The 14,273-nt window shown below is 71.2% G+C and carries 13 protein-coding genes; 5 read left to right on the forward strand and 8 right to left on the reverse strand.

Features of this window, described 5'->3' with window-relative positions; genetic code table 11:
• Nucleotides 1-8: 8 nt before the first annotated feature.
• From ACIGYR_RS09325 to ACIGYR_RS09345, 5 genes are all read right to left on the reverse strand, one after another.
• Nucleotides 9-1,343, reverse strand: a complete 1,335-nt coding sequence (locus tag ACIGYR_RS09325) for an LLM class flavin-dependent oxidoreductase (RefSeq protein ID WP_399596042.1) — start codon at nucleotides 1,341-1,343, stop codon at nucleotides 9-11.
• Nucleotides 1,340-2,074: an ABC transporter ATP-binding protein gene (locus ACIGYR_RS09330; protein WP_399596040.1), complete on the reverse strand. Its 735-nt coding sequence runs from the start codon at nucleotides 2,072-2,074 to the stop codon at nucleotides 1,340-1,342. Before ACIGYR_RS09330 ends, ACIGYR_RS09325 begins: the two co-directional genes overlap by 4 nt.
• Entirely contained in the window at nucleotides 2,050-2,889 is an 840-nt protein-coding gene (locus ACIGYR_RS09335; RefSeq protein WP_399596038.1) for an ABC transporter permease, read from the reverse strand. Before ACIGYR_RS09335 ends, ACIGYR_RS09330 begins: the two co-directional genes overlap by 25 nt.
• A 5-nt stretch (nucleotides 2,890-2,894) precedes the next feature.
• Nucleotides 2,895-3,938 (reverse strand): ABC transporter substrate-binding protein, encoded by a 1,044-nt coding sequence (locus ACIGYR_RS09340; RefSeq protein WP_399596036.1) that lies wholly within the window; start codon nucleotides 3,936-3,938, stop codon nucleotides 2,895-2,897.
• Between the two features lie 205 nt (nucleotides 3,939-4,143).
• Nucleotides 4,144-5,343, reverse strand: coding sequence for an ROK family protein (locus ACIGYR_RS09345; RefSeq protein WP_399596035.1), 1,200 nt, complete (start codon nucleotides 5,341-5,343; stop codon nucleotides 4,144-4,146).
• Nucleotides 5,344-5,779: 436 nt separating this feature from the next.
• On the opposite strand from ACIGYR_RS09345, the gene ACIGYR_RS09350 reads away from it, so the two are divergent.
• A complete protein-coding gene (locus tag ACIGYR_RS09350; protein ID WP_399596033.1) occupies nucleotides 5,780-6,367 on the forward strand; it encodes a biotin transporter BioY in 588 nt (195 codons plus the stop codon).
• A gap of 120 nt (nucleotides 6,368-6,487) precedes the next feature.
• Here the strand turns inward: ACIGYR_RS09350 and ACIGYR_RS09355 are convergent, their stop codons facing one another.
• Complete coding sequence (locus ACIGYR_RS09355; RefSeq protein ID WP_399596032.1) at nucleotides 6,488-7,906, reverse strand: amino acid permease; 1,419 nt, start codon at nucleotides 7,904-7,906, stop codon at nucleotides 6,488-6,490.
• Between the two features lie 256 nt (nucleotides 7,907-8,162).
• Between ACIGYR_RS09355 and ACIGYR_RS09360 the strand changes: the two genes are divergently transcribed.
• Both ACIGYR_RS09360 and ACIGYR_RS09365 read left to right on the forward strand, forming a co-directional pair.
• Nucleotides 8,163-8,651 carry a ribose-5-phosphate isomerase gene (locus ACIGYR_RS09360; protein ID WP_399596030.1) on the forward strand — a complete coding sequence of 163 codons (489 nt, stop codon included), beginning with the start codon at nucleotides 8,163-8,165 and terminating at the stop codon, nucleotides 8,649-8,651.
• Nucleotides 8,652-8,686: 35 nt separating this feature from the next.
• Complete coding sequence (locus tag ACIGYR_RS09365; protein ID WP_399596029.1) at nucleotides 8,687-9,496, forward strand: Fpg/Nei family DNA glycosylase; 810 nt, start codon at nucleotides 8,687-8,689, stop codon at nucleotides 9,494-9,496.
• Between the two features lie 16 nt (nucleotides 9,497-9,512).
• Here the strand turns inward: ACIGYR_RS09365 and ACIGYR_RS09370 are convergent, their stop codons facing one another.
• The gene (locus ACIGYR_RS09370; protein WP_399596028.1) at nucleotides 9,513-10,754 is read right to left on the reverse strand and encodes a GNAT family N-acetyltransferase; all 1,242 of its coding nucleotides are present in this window, start codon (nucleotides 10,752-10,754) and stop codon (nucleotides 9,513-9,515) included.
• Between the two features lie 160 nt (nucleotides 10,755-10,914).
• Here ACIGYR_RS09370 and ACIGYR_RS09375 point away from each other — a divergent pair, with 160 nt between their 5' ends.
• Nucleotides 10,915-12,084 carry a PP2C family protein-serine/threonine phosphatase gene (locus tag ACIGYR_RS09375; protein ID WP_399596027.1) on the forward strand — a complete coding sequence of 390 codons (1,170 nt, stop codon included), beginning with the start codon at nucleotides 10,915-10,917 and terminating at the stop codon, nucleotides 12,082-12,084.
• Nucleotides 12,085-12,329: 245 nt separating this feature from the next.
• Nucleotides 12,330-12,809 carry an HD domain-containing protein gene (locus tag ACIGYR_RS09380; RefSeq protein WP_399596026.1) on the forward strand — a complete coding sequence of 160 codons (480 nt, stop codon included), beginning with the start codon at nucleotides 12,330-12,332 and terminating at the stop codon, nucleotides 12,807-12,809.
• On the opposite strand, the gene ACIGYR_RS09385 is transcribed toward ACIGYR_RS09380, so the two are convergent.
• Nucleotides 12,799-13,893, reverse strand: a complete 1,095-nt coding sequence (locus tag ACIGYR_RS09385; protein ID WP_399596025.1) for an acyltransferase family protein — start codon at nucleotides 13,891-13,893, stop codon at nucleotides 12,799-12,801. The genes ACIGYR_RS09380 and ACIGYR_RS09385 overlap by 11 nt on opposite strands.
• Nucleotides 13,894-14,273 lie beyond the last annotated feature (380 nt).

The following is a 14,273-nucleotide window of genomic DNA, read 5'->3' on the forward strand; positions in this document are numbered from 1 at the left end:
GGTTCCTCTCAGGCGAACGCGGGGGTCAGGTACTGGTTGGCGGGGCGGGGCAGGCCGTAGCGCTCCCGCAGGGTCTGGCGGGGCCCGTACTCGGTGCGCAGCAGGCCACGGGCGCGCAGGAGCGGTACGACGTGTTCGACGAAGGCGTCCAGGCCGGAGGGCAGCACGGCCGGCATGATGTTGAAACCGTCGGCGGCACCCTGCGTGAACCAGGTCTCGATCTGGTCGGCGACCTGCTCGGGCGTCCCGGCGAAGGTGAGGTGCCCGCGCCCGCCGCCGAGCCGCCCGACCAGCTGCCGCACGGTCAGCCGCTCGCGCCGGGCCAGCTCGACCACGAGCGTGTAGCGGCTCTTGGCCCCCTCGATGGCGGACTCGGGTGCCAGTCCGGCGGGCAGCGGGGCGTCCAGCTCCAGCGTCCCGGGCTCCAGGTGCAGCAGGCTCTCCAGGCGGCCCACCCCGTGGTCGTACACGATGTGGTCCTCCAGCAGCTGCTCGGCGGCCCGTGCCTCGGCCTCGGTGGACCCGAGCACCGGGACGATGCCGGGCAGCACCTTGATGTGCCCGGGGTCGCGTCCGGCCTGCCCGGTGAGGGACTTGAGGCCGGCGTAGAACTCCTGCGCGTCGGCGAGGGTCTGCTGGGCGGTGAACACCGCCTCCGCGTACCGGGCGGCGAACGCCTTGCCGTCCGCCGAGGACCCCGCCTGGACCAGGAGCGGATAGCCCTGCGGGGTGCGCGGCACGTTGAGGGCCCCGGCGACGCTGAAGTACGTCCCCTTGTGCCGGGGCGGGTGGATCTTGCTGTCGTCGCCCCAGACGCCGGCCGCCTTGTCGGCGACGACCGCGTCGTCCTCCCAGCTGTCCCACAGCTTGAGGGACACGTCCAGGAACTCGGCGGCGCGCGCGTACCGCTCGGCGTGCGCGGGCTCGGCGTCCAGGCCGAAGTTGCGGGCGGCCTCGACGCCGGCGGTGGTGACGATGTTCCAGCCGGCCCGGCCGCCGCTGATGATGTCCAGCGAGGCGAACTTGCGGGCCAGGTTGTAGGGGGAGTTGTAGGAGGTGGACGCGGTGGCGATCAGGCCGATGTGCTCCGTGGCCGTCGCCAGCGCGGTCAGCAGGGTGAGCGGTTCCAGGGCGCCGGCCGGCCGCTGGGCCAGGTTGTTCCACAGCTGGGGGCCGTCGGCGAGGAAGAGGGAGTCGAAGGTGCCGCGTTCGGCGGTCCGTGCCAGGCCGACGTAGTGGGCGAGGTCGACGTGCGCGTACGGATCACTCTCCGGCAGCCGCCAGGACGCTTCGTGGTGGCCGGTGTTCATCAGGAACGCGTTCAGATGGAGCTGTCTGGTCATGCGTGGTCCTCCGTGACACCGAGCGCGGCCAGCAGCCGCTCGCGGTAGGCGCCCAGCACCGGCTCGCGGTAGGAGCGCGGGTGGGGGTGGTCGATGGCCAGGTCGAGGCCGATCCGGCCCTGGTCCAGGACGAGGACCCGGTCGGCGAGCACGATCGCCTCGTCCACGTCGTGGGTGACCAGCAGCACGGACGGCCGGTGGCGCTTCCACAGGTCGCGCAGCAGGTTGTGCATCCGGATCCGGGTGAGCGCGTCCAGCGCGCCGAACGGCTCGTCCGCGAGCAGGAGTTCGGGATCGCGCACCAGGGAGCGGGCCAGCGCCGCCCGCTGGGCCTCGCCGCCGGACAGCTCGCCCGGCCAGGCCCGCTCGCGGCCGCCCAGCCCGACCTCCCGCAGCGCGGCCCGGCCGCGTTCCCCGGCGTCCTTGCCGTCCAGGCCGAGCAGGACGTTGTCCAGCACCCGGCGCCAGGGCAGCAGCCGGGAGTCCTGGAACACCACGGAGACCCGTTCGGGCGCGGTGAGCTGCCCGCTTCCGGTCACCCCGTGGTCCAGGCCGGCGACCGCGCGCAGCAGGGTGGACTTGCCCGAGCCGCTGTGGCCGAGCAGGGCCGTGAACTGTCCGGCGGGCAGGTCGAGGTCGATGCCGTCGAGGACCGTACGGCCCCCGAACGACCGGGTCAGTCCGCGCAGCCGGACGGTGGGCCGGGTCAGCTGCTCAGTGTGCGGCGCCATGACAGCACCCTCCGTTCGATGAGTCGGACCACGCTGTCGGAGACCAGGCCGAAGGCGCCGTAGATCAGCAGGCCGACCAGGATGACGTCGCTCTGGCCGTAGTTCTGCGCCTGGAACATCAGGTAGCCGAGGCCGCTGGTGGCGTTGATCTGCTCCAGGACCACCAGGCCCAGCCAGGAGCCGGTGACGCCGAGCCGGAGTCCCACGAAGAAGCCGGGCAGCGCGCCGGGGATCACGACCTGACGGATGAAGGCGAACCTCGACAGGCCCTGGACCTCGGCGAGTTCGACGAAGCGGCTGTCGATGCCGGACAGCGCGGCGTGCGTGTTCAGATAGATCGGGACGTAGACGACGATCGCGATGATGGCGATCTTGAAGGTTTCCCCGATGCCCAGCCAGAGGATGAACAGCGGGATCAGACCGAGGGTGGGGATCGCCCGGTTGAGCTGCACGGTCCCGTCGATCAGCGCTTCACCGGCCCGGCTGAGGCCGGAGGCCAGGGCGAGCAGCACCCCGGCGGTCAGGCCGATCGCGAAACCGTAGCCGGCTCGCTCCAGGGAGGTCAGCACATCGGTGGGCAGGGTGCCGTCGGTCCACAGATGGCCGGCGGTTCGCAGGACCGTCCAGGGCGCCGGAACGGCACCCGTGTCGAGCGTTCCGGCGGCCGAGGCGGCGGCCCACAGGACGAGCAGCAGCAGCGGGCCGATGAGCCGGGCGGCGGGCAGTTGACGGCCGGGGGAGAGCCGGCGGCGCCGGCGGACCTGGGGAAGTTCCTCGGCGGCCTGCGCCGCAGGGGCTGTCGTCGTCGTGGTCACGGCGGTCACCTCCGGTACTCCGCCGGTACGGCCTTGGCGGCGATGGACTCGAAGCGGTGGTCGAAGAGCGAGGACACGTCGAACTTCTTCACGAAGCCGCCCTCGGCGAGCAGATCGGCGGTCTCCTGCTCCCACTTGATCGCCTCGTCCCAGCTGGGCGGGAAGAGGGGCTTGTTGGTGAGGGCGGTGATGGACTTCGCCTGCTCCAGGGTCAGGTTCTGCGTCTTGACGTAGAACTCCTCGTTCCATACGTCCGGGTGCTCGTACGTCCACACCTGGCCCTTGGCCCACTGGGGGATGTAGGCGGCGATCGCGGCTGCCTTCGCCGGGTCGTTCAGCACCGCCTGCGGCGCCCACAGCAGGTTGAGCAGGTCGACGACGCCGGTCCGGATGACGTGGGCGCCCTTCCCCTCGTACTGCTTGAGGTACGCCGGCGCCTGGTTGTTGGCGAGCGGGGCGATGTCCACCTGGCCGGACTGCAGCGCGGTCAGGAACTGGTTGCTGGTCAGCGGGACCAGCTTCACCTCGTCGTACTTCAGGCCGGCCTGCTTCAGCGCCCGCAGCAGGACGACACCCTGGGCCTGCCCCTGGGAGAAGGCGAGCCGCTTGCCCCGGAATTCCTCGATCGTGCGGATGTCGCTGCCGGGCTTGGTGGCGAAGAGGTAGTTGGGCTTGCGGGTGATGTCGATCGCCACGATCTTCGCGTCGAAGCCCTGGTAGTGCGCCTGGATCGGCGGGATACCCGCGTTGTTGGCGAGGTCCAGGGAATGGGCGCGGAAGGCGTTGATCACATCCGGGCCCGCCCCGATGTTCGCCCAGCTCGACACCGTGAAGGGCAGCTCGGGCAGCTTCGCCAGCTTGAACTGGAGCTGCTGCTGGCCCAGGTAGGAGGTGATCTTCAGACTGGTGCCGGCCGGGACTTTGGCGGCGAGCGGCTCGGTGGCGGCGCCCCCGGTGTCGGCGGAGGCATCGCCCTTGGCGCAGCCGCTGAGGCCCGCGACGGCGGCGGACGCCCCGGCCAGGGAGGTGAGAAAGGCACGACGGTGCATGGGAGGACTCCCAGGGGAAAAAGAGGGGAAAGGCAGGAAGAATTCCGGGACGGCAGGCCGGAGAAGGGAAACTCACACAGCGAGAAACACGCGCTTCATGCGCGGCAATATGTCAGCAACAGAAGGTGCGACAGCTGATGAGTACGTCCATGACCAGCATGTTCCCGGCCATGAGCGACTCCTGTCAACATTCCGAGTTTCTGAATTAAATAGGCTCAGGTGACGCACTCAGCGGATCCCGGAACAGCACGTCGAACATGACGGATCCACCCGCCACCGCCAGTACCGAATCCGGGAAACTCGTCGGCAGTACGGACGCCGCACGGCTGTCTCCGGCCGCTTCCCGCAGCGCGTTCAGGCAGTCCTCGAAGTGCATGACGCCCACCTCGGTCACCACGACGGTCTCCGGGTTCAGCACGTCCAGCAGCAGCCCGGCCGCCCGCCCGGTCATCCGCGCCCGGTCCACCAGCAGCCGCCGGGCCACCGCGTCCCCGCCCGCCGCCGCGGCCACCACATGCATCGGATTGGCCGAGTCGGTCACCCCGGCCGCCCGGGCCCGCCGGCACAGCGTCCGCTCGCTCAACTCCGCCTGGAGGCAGCCGGTACGGCCGCACGCGCACGGCTCGGTGCCGCCCGGCACCGGCAGATGGGCGATCGCCCCGGCCGCCGAGCGCGGACCGTGGTGCACCTCGTCATTGGTCGCGAAGGCCGCGTCGACCATGTTGCCCACGAACAGGTGCAGCACGCTGCGGCTGCCCCGGGCCCGCCCGAACAGCCGCTCCCCGTTCACCAACGCCCGTGCGTGGCCGTCCACCTGGACCGGCAGACCCGTGCGGGCGCCGAGCAGCTCCCGCACGGGCACTTCCCGCCAGCCCAGCAACCCGTGCTCGATCACGGTGCCGGTCTCCCGGTCCACCCAGCCGCCCACCGCCACCCCGACCCCCAGCGGACGGCGGTCCGGCACCTCGGCGAGCAGCCCCGCGAGGCCGTCGGCGGCCCGCGCCAGCACCCGGCCGGGCTCGGTCCCCCCGTGCCGCAGCTCCTGCCGGGCCACCACCCGGCCGCGTAGGTCCAGCAGCGCCACCGTGGTGTACGGCACGGCCACGTGCACCCCGGCGACCAGGAAGCGGCTGTCGTCCAGGTCCAGCGGGACGTGCGGCCGGCCCACCCCGTTCGAGCGGCGGGCCGCGGCGGACTCCCGGATCAGGCCCCGCTCGGCGAGCCGGGCACAGTGCTCGGTCACCGACGCCGGCGACAGCCCGGTCAGCCGGGCGATGGTGCTGCGGGCCACCGGTCCGTGCTCCAGCACGGACCGCAGCACGACGCTGGCACTGGTGCGCCGCCGGTCGCTGTCGGCGGCACGCGGGACGGGGGAGGCAAGGGCGGGAAGCGCGGTACGGGGCATGGAGGACCGTCCTCGGGAACGGGGCCGACACGTCTCGGAGACTCGAAAGCGGGCGAGGCGCGCCGAAGAGCCCGCCCCTACCCCGGACGGCGACAGGTGGCCGTGCCCTGGCGTCGCAGGTCGACATAGCGACGCGAGGTGAGGTACCGGGACTGGGCGACCATGGCTGGAAGAGTAGGGCAGGAGAGGTGAATCCGACCAGACGACCAGGGTTCGTTTGGCGAAACCGCACAGCCCGCGGCGCCCGCACCGCGTGAGGGAAACGTCCCTGCCTCAGTGATCAGTGTCACGCCCCGCCCGGTGTGACCGGCGGTCTTTGTCCGGAGCCCACGAAGCTCTCGCTCCGTCCTTTGTCGAGCGCTGACGGTGATCGGCCCGAGTCGGCTGGGATAGCGTCACCGTGTCCCAGCATGTACTCGTCACCCGCGGAGTCCCCATGAGCACCGCCACCGCCACCGCCGTCGCCCGCCCCGGCGCAGTCCTCGCCGACCTGCTGCCGTCCTCCCGCGTCCGCGATGCCGCCCTCGTCGTCGGCGGCGCCGCGCTCACCGGCCTCGCGGCCCAGCTGTCGGTGCCGGTCCCCGGCTCCCCGGTGCCGGTGACCGGCCAGACCTTCGCCGCACTGCTCGTCGGCACCACCCTCGGCGCCCGCCGCGGCTTCGCCTCCCTCGCTCTCTACGCGGTCGCCGGTGTGGCCGGCATGCCCTGGTTCGCGAACGGCGACTCCGGCGCGGGCATGGTCTCCTTCGGCTACATCCTCGGCATGCTGCTCGCCTCCGCCCTCGTCGGCGCCCTGGCCCGCCGCGGCGCCGACCGCTCCCCGCTGCGTATGGCCGGCACGATGATCCTCGGCGAGGCCGTCATCTACGCGGTCGGCGTGCCCTACCTGGCGCTGGCGGCCCACATGTCCGCGTCCGAGGCGATCGCGGCCGGCCTCACCCCGTTCCTGATCGGTGACGCCCTCAAGGCCGTGCTGGCGATGGGCGTGCTGCCCACCGCCTGGAAGTTCGCCGGCGAGCGCTAGGCACCCACGCCGTAGGTCCGCGGAACGCGGCATGGCCGCACACCCTGACACCTTCGTCAGGTTGTGCGGCCATGTGCGTTGTGGCGGAGTCCGCTGCGGACGGTCCGGTCCGGGACCGGATCAGCCGATGGAGACCTTGTCGGCCGGGGCCTCGGCGGCGGGGGCCGGACGGTTCGCCTGGAGCTTCTGCTTCACCGCCGAGATCACCAGCACGACCGCCGCGACCAGCAGGGACAGCAGCACCGTCTCCCGGCCGTCGTGTTCGGTGTCGAACAGCATGTAGACCAGGACGAACACGATCATCGCGGCCGTCGCCCAGGTCAGGTACGGGTACAGCCACATCTTCACGACGAGCTTCTCCGGTGCCTCGCGCTGGAGGATCTTCCGCATCCGCAGCTGCGAGAAGCAGATGGCCAGCCACACGAACAGGGCCACCGCGCCGCTGGAGTTGAGCAGGAAGAGGAAGACGGTGTCCGGGTACTGGTAGTTGAAGAAGACCGCCACGAAGCCGAAGACGACCGAGGCGAGGATCGCGGTCCGCGGAACACCGCGGGAGGTGGTGCGGGCGAACGCCTTGGGCGCGTCACCGCGCTGGCCGAGCGAGAAGGCCATCCGGGAGGCCGTGTAGAGGCCGGAGTTGAGGCAGGACAGCACCGAGGTCAGCACGATGACGTTCATGACCTCGCCGGCGTGCGCGATGCCGAGGGAGTTCAGCGCGGCGACGTAGGAGCCGTCCTTCTTGATGGACGGGTCGTTCCACGGCAGCAGCGAGACCACGACGAGGATCGAGCCCAGGTAGAAGACGCCGATACGCCAGATGATGCTGTTGGTGGACTTGGTGACCGCCTTCTGCGGGTCCTCGGACTCGCCGGCCGCCAGGGTGGCGATCTCGCTGCCCATGAAGGAGAAGACGACCAGCAGAACACCGGTGAGGATCGCGCCCGGACCGTGTGGCAGGAAGCCGCCCTCGCCGGTCAGGTTGCCGAAGCTCGCCTTGTCGGCGTGCACGCCCGGCAGCACGCCGAACACGGCCAGCAGGCCGACGACGATGAACGCGCCGATCGCCACGACCTTGATACCGGCGAACCAGAACTCGAACTCGCCGTAGGAACCGACGGAGACCAGGTTGGTGGCGGTCAGGACGAACATCACGATCAGCGCCCAGCCCCATTGCGGGACGGCCGGGACCCAGCCTTCGAGGATCTTGGCGCCGGCGGTCGCCTCGACGGCGAGCACGACGACCCAGAAGAACCAGTACAGCCAGCCGATGGAGAACCCGGCCCAGCGGCCGAGGGCACGGTCGGCGTGCGCGGAGAAGGAGCCGGAGGTGGGGTTGGCAGCGGACATCTCGCCGAGCATCCGCATCACGAGGACGACGAGGGTGCCGACGAGGGCGTAGGACAGCAGGATGCCGGGGCCCGCCGTGGCGATGCCCGAGCTGGAGCCGACGAAGAGTCCGGCACCGATCACACCTCCGATGGCGATCATCGTGAGATGGCGGTTCTTGAGGCCTGCTTGAAGTCCGGAACCAGGGGTCATGGACGGATTTCCTTTGCGCCGGTGGAGCGTTTCCCGTACGAGCGGGGGTGCCGTTGTGGGGCTGGGTACGGGACATCGCACGAGCGGTGTACGAGTCGGTCCAGTGAATCCGAGGCGAACGAATTCGGGAACCTCTGATTCCGTATCGTTACTTGAGGTTCCCTTGAGGTTCTATGGTCTGGCTCACATTTTGGCCGTGGATTCCGCGTCCACACCCGGGGCTGCTGCCCCGGAACAGCCGTGTCACACTCGTGGCATGCGCGTGTATCTCGGCTCGGACCATGCGGGCTACGAACTGAAGAACCACCTCGTCGAGTGGCTGAAGACCGCCGGCCACGAGCCCGTCGACTGCGGGCCCCACATCTACGACGCCCAGGACGACTATCCGCCGTTCTGCCTGCGCGCCGCGGAGAAGGCGGCGGCGGACCCGGACGCCCTCGGCATCGTGATCGGCGGTTCCGGCAACGGTGAGCAGATCGCCGCGAACAAGGTGAAGGGCGTGCGCGCCGCGCTGGCCTGGAGCGAGGAGACGGCGGCGCTCGGCCGCCAGCACAACAACGCCAACGTGGTGGCCGTGGGTGCGCGTATGCACAGCACGGAGGAGTCGACCAAGTTCGTCGAGGTCTTCCTGAACACCCCGTTCTCCGGTGACGAGCGCCACGTCCGCCGCATCGACATGCTGTCGGCGTACGAGACCACGGGCGACCTCCCCCCGATCCCGGCCCACCACCCGCAGCAGGACTGAGCTCTCCCCCGGGGGGCTGGAAGGAACAGGGAACGGTGCCAGAGGGGCACACGATTCACCGGCTGGCGCACGACTACGCCGACCGCTTCTCGGGCACGGCCCCCCGGGTCACCAGCCCCCAGGGCAAGTTCTCCGACGCCGCCGTCCTCCTGGACGGCACCGAGCTGACCGCCACCGAGGCCCACGGCAAGCACCTCTTCCTGGGCTTCCGGGCCGCCGAGTGGGTCCACATCCACCTCGGCCTCTTCGGCAAGGTCGGCTTCGGTGACGCCCCCGCGCCCCCGCCGACGGACACCGTCCGGCTCCGGCTCGCGAACGCCACGGCGTACGTCGATCTGCGCGGCCCGACCACCTGCGCCCTCATCACGGACGCCGAGAAGACCGCGATCCACGCCCGGCTCGGCCCCGACCCGCTGCGCGCGGACGCCGACCCGGGCGCGGCGTACCGGCGGATCTCCCGCAGCCGTACGACCATCGCCGCGCTCCTCATGGACCAGAACGTCGTCGCCGGCGTCGGCAACGTCTACCGCGCCGAGGTGCTCTTCCGGCACGGCATCGACCCGTACCGTGCGGGCCGGGACATCACCCCGGCCGAGTGGGACGCCCTCTGGGCCGACCTGGTCGAGCTGATGCGGGAGGGCGTGCGGAACAACCGGATCGACACCGTCCGCCCCGAGCACACCCCGGAGGCGATGGGCCGCCCACCCCGCGTGGACGACCACGGCGGCGAGGTGTACGTCTACCGCCGCGCGAACCTGCCCTGCCTCGTCTGCGGCGACGAGATCCGCACCGCCGGCCTCGCCGCCCGCAACCTCTTCTGGTGCCCCGGCTGCCAGGAACCGTGATCGGCGGGCGCGTTCCCTAGAAGCCGTGGGGCAGCCACGGGGCCACCGGTGAGCCGAACGCCACCGACGCCTCCGCCAGTGCCCCCGGCCGCAGCTCCCGCACCCGCCCGGCCGCCGCCAGCGACAGCAGGGTCACCCCGCCCAGGTAGGCCGCTCCCAGCTCCCGTGCGGACAGCGCGAGATCGGCCGCGTCGGTCGTACGCTCGCACGACGCGCCCTTCGGGTCGCCCGTCAGCCGCCAACGCCCCGTGTTCCACGGGCAGAAGGCGTCCTCGACCTCGAAGACGACGTCGACGGGTGCCGGATACGTGCGGGCCGACAGGGCCGCGCCCACGTCCACGAGACGGACGTACCCGGCGTCCCTCGACTGCACCCGGCAGCGGCGGATGTCGGAGACCAGGTGCTGCCAGGCGTCGTCGACCGGCCGGCTCCGCAGCTTCAGCGTCGTCATCAGGTCGATGCCGAACAGGAAACGCCACAGCGCGGCCTCGCTCGCCGGATCGAGCGCGGCCAGGCTCTCCAGGGTCACCGTGCCGTCGTGACCGCTCGGCCCCCAGCCCATCTTGGTGCGGAAGCGCGCGTACCCGGTGACCTCGCCGTCCCGTTCGGTCAGCACGCACTGCAGGGCCGACGCCCCGTCCCGCCCGCTCTCCGGGTCCAGCAGACCGGCCCGCTCCCAGCCGGGCTGTCGCGCCAGCATGCCGGGGCGGTGGGGCACCAGGGCCGCGTACACCGCCTCGCACTCGTCGAGGACGTCGGCGGGCGGCGCGTAGCGCACGCGCACCTCGTCGGTGCCCTCGGGCAGTGCCAGTGTCACCCGGCCGGTGTCGATCTCGGCGCTGAGCTGGAAGGTCGCCGAGCCGTACCCGTAGCGGCCGTAGATCGCGGGCTCGGAGGCGAACAGCGCGGCCAGTGGCTCCCCCTTGGCGCGCGCGTCGTCCAGCAGCCGCCGCATCATCGAGGTCAGCACCCCGCGCCGCCGGTGCGTCGCGGCCACGCTGACCATCGTCACGCCGGCGGTGGGCACCACCGCCCCGCCCGGCACGGTCATCCGGAAGCTGAAGGCCCCGGACGTGCCCACGAGCGTGTCCCCGTCCCAGACGGCCAGGGAGCGGTCGAACTCGGTGACCGACTTGTCCAGTTCGCGTTCCTCGGACGAGGCGGGGCCGCCGCCGAAGGCACGGAACAGGTGGTCCCACCACCGGTCGAACTCCTCCGGGCGCAGCCTCTTCAACTCGGTTCCGTGCTCAGTCCCCATGGGCCATGCCTATCAGGGCGTAGGGGGACGAGCCAGCGAATTTCCCCCCGCCGGTGCGCGCTACGACCAGCCGGACGAACGCCGAAGCGGAACCTCGCGCGGGGGACAAGTGGGACCTCCCGTGCCAAGCGGCCGGTCGGCTGGATAGGGTCCCGAACTGATGGCAGCAGGACGACAGCGGCGAGCGAAGGCCGAGAAGTTCACGGCCCGGTGGAAGATGCAGTGGCACCGGGCCCGCGTCGGCATGCGCAGAAGCGCCGTGGACTACTTCCGTGGCGACGGCTCCGACTGGATCGCCTTCGCCGGGCTGCTGCTGACCGTCCCGGTCCTCGCGGCCATGACGCTCCTCGAATCGGTGTGGTGCTCCCCGGCCACCCTGGTGCTGCCGATCGTCGCCGGCGGTCTGCTGCTGCGCCCGGCGAGCCTGCTCGGCCTGTACGCGGCGGCGGCCACCGCGCTGATCGTGGAGTCGGTGCGGCTCGGCCCGTACACCGAGGGGCCCTCCCGGGTCACCCCGGGCATCGTCCTGGTGGTCGCCGCGTGCGGCTTCTTCGGGCTGCTGACCGCGCAGTTCCGCAGCCGGGTCGGCGTGCCCTGGCGGCGCGGCGGCACCATGCTGTTCGACCTGCGCGAGCGGATCCGGGTGCAGAGCAAGCTGCCGAAGCTGCCCAAGGGCTGGCATCACGAGATGGCACTGCGCCCGGCGGGCGGCCAGTCCTTCTCCGGTGACTTCGTCGTCGCGTCCCGCACGAACGGCGGCCGGACGCTGGAGGTCGTGCTGACCGACGTGTCCGGCAAGGGCATGGACGCCGGCTCGCGCGCCCTGCTGCTGTCCGGCGCCTTCGGCGGTCTCGTCGGCTCCCTGCCCCCGCACGCCTTCCTGCCGGCCGCCAACGGCTATCTGCTCCGCCAGGACTGGGACGAGGGCTTCGCCACCTCCATCCACCTGGTCCTGGACCTGGACTCCGGGGACTACGAGCTGTACTCCGCCGGCCATCCGCCGGGGCTCCAGCTGAGCGCGGGCAGCGGGCGCTGGGAGGAGAAGGTGGCCGAGGGTCCGCTGCTCGGTGTGTACGACGGCGCCCAGTTCGACCCCGTGAAGGGCTCGCTGCGCCCCGGGGACGTGTTGATGCTGTTCACGGACGGACTGGTGGAGACCTCCGACCGGGACATCGTGGAGGGCATCGACCGGCTCACCGGCGAGGCCGACCGCTATGTGGCCGGGGGCTTCCACGGCGCCGCCTGGCATCTCATCGAAGCGGTCGCCAAGGACGTCAACGACGACCGGGCGCTGCTGCTGATCTGCCGCGAGGCGGCCGCCGCCCGCTGAGCCGAAGGCGGGGACGGCGCAGATGACGCCCTCGCCCGGCCGTGGGCGGAGGGGGCGGACGCCCGGTTCCCCCGCTGAATCAGAAGGCGGGGTCGGCGGCGGTGATGCCCCGGGATGCCGCGCGGCCGTGGGCGGAGGGGGCTGGAGGCCCGGTTGCCCGCGCTCCCGCCGCGCGTCCCCCCGCCCTCGGGCCGCGGGCAGGCGAAACCCCTCCGCCTCGCACCCCGGCAGGAGACACTGAGGGCATGACCCACCTCACCCTCGCCGAGGTCGAGGCCCTCGCCCGAGCCGCCCATGACGGCCAGAGCGACAAGGCCGGACGGCCGTACGCCGAGCACCTCGCGGCCGTCGCCGAGGGCGTCCGCGTCCGCGGCGGCGACCCGGAGCAGATCGCGGCGGCCTGGCTGCACGACTCCGTGGAGGACGCCGCGCTGAGCGAGGAATGGCTGGCCACGGCCGCCCTCACCGAGCGCACCAAGGCCGTCGTGCGGGCCCTCACCAAGCGGCCCGGCGAGCCGCCGGAGGCGTACGCCGACCGGATCCTCGCCACCCCCGGCGCGCTGCTGGTGAAGCGGGCCGACCTGGCGCACAACGCCGATCCGCGGCGCCTCGCGGTGCTCGACGAGCCGACCCGGAAGCGGCTGACCGAGAAGTACGCACGGATGCGCGCACTTCTCGGCGTGGAACCGGAACCGGACCCCGAACCGGACCCGGCTAGGCGCTGACCTTCTCCCGCTGCCGGTGCCGCTCGCGGGCCAGGCCGGCCGCGTCCTGCCGGAACGCCCACTCCATCCTCGGCTCCATCGCGAAGCGGAAGACACGCTGCACCGGCCGCGTGCACAGCACCGTGACGGCGGCCGCGGCGAGCACGGTCACCAGGATCTCGCCGAACGGACGGTGCAGCCAGGAGTGCTCGAACCAGCCGCGGTAGTCGCCGAACTTCACCAGAAAGCCGTGCAGCAGGTAGCCGTAGAGCGTGCCCCCGCCGAGCGCCGTGAACCACGTCTTCCGGCCCGGCACCCAGGCGAAGAAGCAGGCCGTCAGCGCCAGCGAGCAGCCCATTATCGCGAGCGTCATCACCGGGCCGCACCACCAGGGGGCGCCCAGCTCCTGTGCCGAGTCACGGTGGTAGAACCACCCGGTGCTCATGCGCGGCACCGCCCACCAGCCGAACGCCAGCGCCGCCCCGAACACCGGCACCGAGGCGATCCGCACCCAACGGCGGCGCGCCAGCTGGAAGTGCTCGGCCTTCATGCACAGGCCGAGCACGAAGTACGGCAGGAACTGCAGGACGCGCTGGAGATCGAGGTCGTCACCGATGTCCGGGCTGACGGTCGCCAGCATGGCGATGGCCAGGGCCACCGGCAGCGGCCGGCGCATCAGTTTCCAGACGGGCGTGGTCAGCCGCCAGACGAACAGGGCGACCAGGAACCAGGTCAGATACCAGGGGTCGAGAAGGCTGATGTCCTCGTGGGAGCCGGTGACGAGGTTCTTGAAGAGCGGGTACGCCGTCTCGAACAGGACGTACGGCACGGCGACTCCGGTGATGAGCCGCTTCAGCCGGTCCGGGCGCATGTCGAAACTGCGCGAGAAGTAGCCGGAGATGAGGATGAACGCCGGCATGTGGAAGCCGTACACGACGGTGTACGCGGCCTCCAGGATCCGGCTGTCGTCCTTCAGCGGCTCCCACGAGTGGCCCATCGCGACGAGCACGATGGCCAGGTACTTGGCGTTGTCGAAGAACGCGTCGCGCTGTCTGCCGGGTCTGTCGGGCGCCGTCTGCCGCTGCGGCTGCTCCTGCGTACTCATCGGGGTACGCGGACCGGGCACTCCGTCCGCCGGCGACTGTGCCGGGGGGAGCGGCCTGCGGTTCTGGCCGGGGGACGAGGCGGCGTCAAACATCTCAGGCACCCTAGCGCCGGCCGAGGGATTTCGTAAAACGTCCCGGTCATTCCTGGTTATCGCGTTCGGATGCCCATTGATTTACCGAACTTGCCTCCCGTGTTCACGTGATGGTGCGCACACGCGGGTCGCCAGTTCGCCCTTGATGTCCCGATTGATCCTGACTAATTGGGGCATACGTGACCCCTGTGCCGTCAATTCGAATTACCTGCGCACAAGATGTGTGGACACGGAAACGAAGTCGCGTAATTCATCGGTGAGTCACGTGTGGGTGGCCGCTCGAATTA

Origin of the sequence: Streptomyces sp. NPDC053076, from assembly GCF_044546845.1 — a bacterium.
In the GTDB taxonomy this organism is placed as follows: Bacteria; Actinomycetota; Actinomycetes; order Streptomycetales; family Streptomycetaceae; genus Streptomyces.

Coding starts and splice junctions, on each gene's coding strand:
- ACIGYR_RS09360 (WP_399596030.1), top strand. CDS start 8,163: ATGCGCGTGTATCTCGGCTCGGACCATGCGGGCTACGAACTGAAGAAC.
- ACIGYR_RS09375 (WP_399596027.1), top strand. CDS start 10,915: ATGGCAGCAGGACGACAGCGGCGAGCGAAGGCCGAGAAGTTCACGGCC.
- ACIGYR_RS09325 (WP_399596042.1), bottom strand. CDS start 1,343: ATGACCAGACAGCTCCATCTGAACGCGTTCCTGATGAACACCGGCCAC.
- ACIGYR_RS09350 (WP_399596033.1), top strand. CDS start 5,780: ATGAGCACCGCCACCGCCACCGCCGTCGCCCGCCCCGGCGCAGTCCTC.
- ACIGYR_RS09355 (WP_399596032.1), bottom strand. CDS start 7,906: ATGACCCCTGGTTCCGGACTTCAAGCAGGCCTCAAGAACCGCCATCTC.
- ACIGYR_RS09385 (WP_399596025.1), bottom strand. CDS start 13,893: ATGAGTACGCAGGAGCAGCCGCAGCGGCAGACGGCGCCCGACAGACCC.
- ACIGYR_RS09370 (WP_399596028.1), bottom strand. CDS start 10,754: ATGGGGACTGAGCACGGAACCGAGTTGAAGAGGCTGCGCCCGGAGGAG.
- ACIGYR_RS09345 (WP_399596035.1), bottom strand. CDS start 5,343: ATGCCCCGTACCGCGCTTCCCGCCCTTGCCTCCCCCGTCCCGCGTGCC.
- ACIGYR_RS09330 (WP_399596040.1), bottom strand. CDS start 2,074: ATGGCGCCGCACACTGAGCAGCTGACCCGGCCCACCGTCCGGCTGCGC.
- ACIGYR_RS09340 (WP_399596036.1), bottom strand. CDS start 3,938: ATGCACCGTCGTGCCTTTCTCACCTCCCTGGCCGGGGCGTCCGCCGCC.
- ACIGYR_RS09380 (WP_399596026.1), top strand. CDS start 12,330: ATGACCCACCTCACCCTCGCCGAGGTCGAGGCCCTCGCCCGAGCCGCC.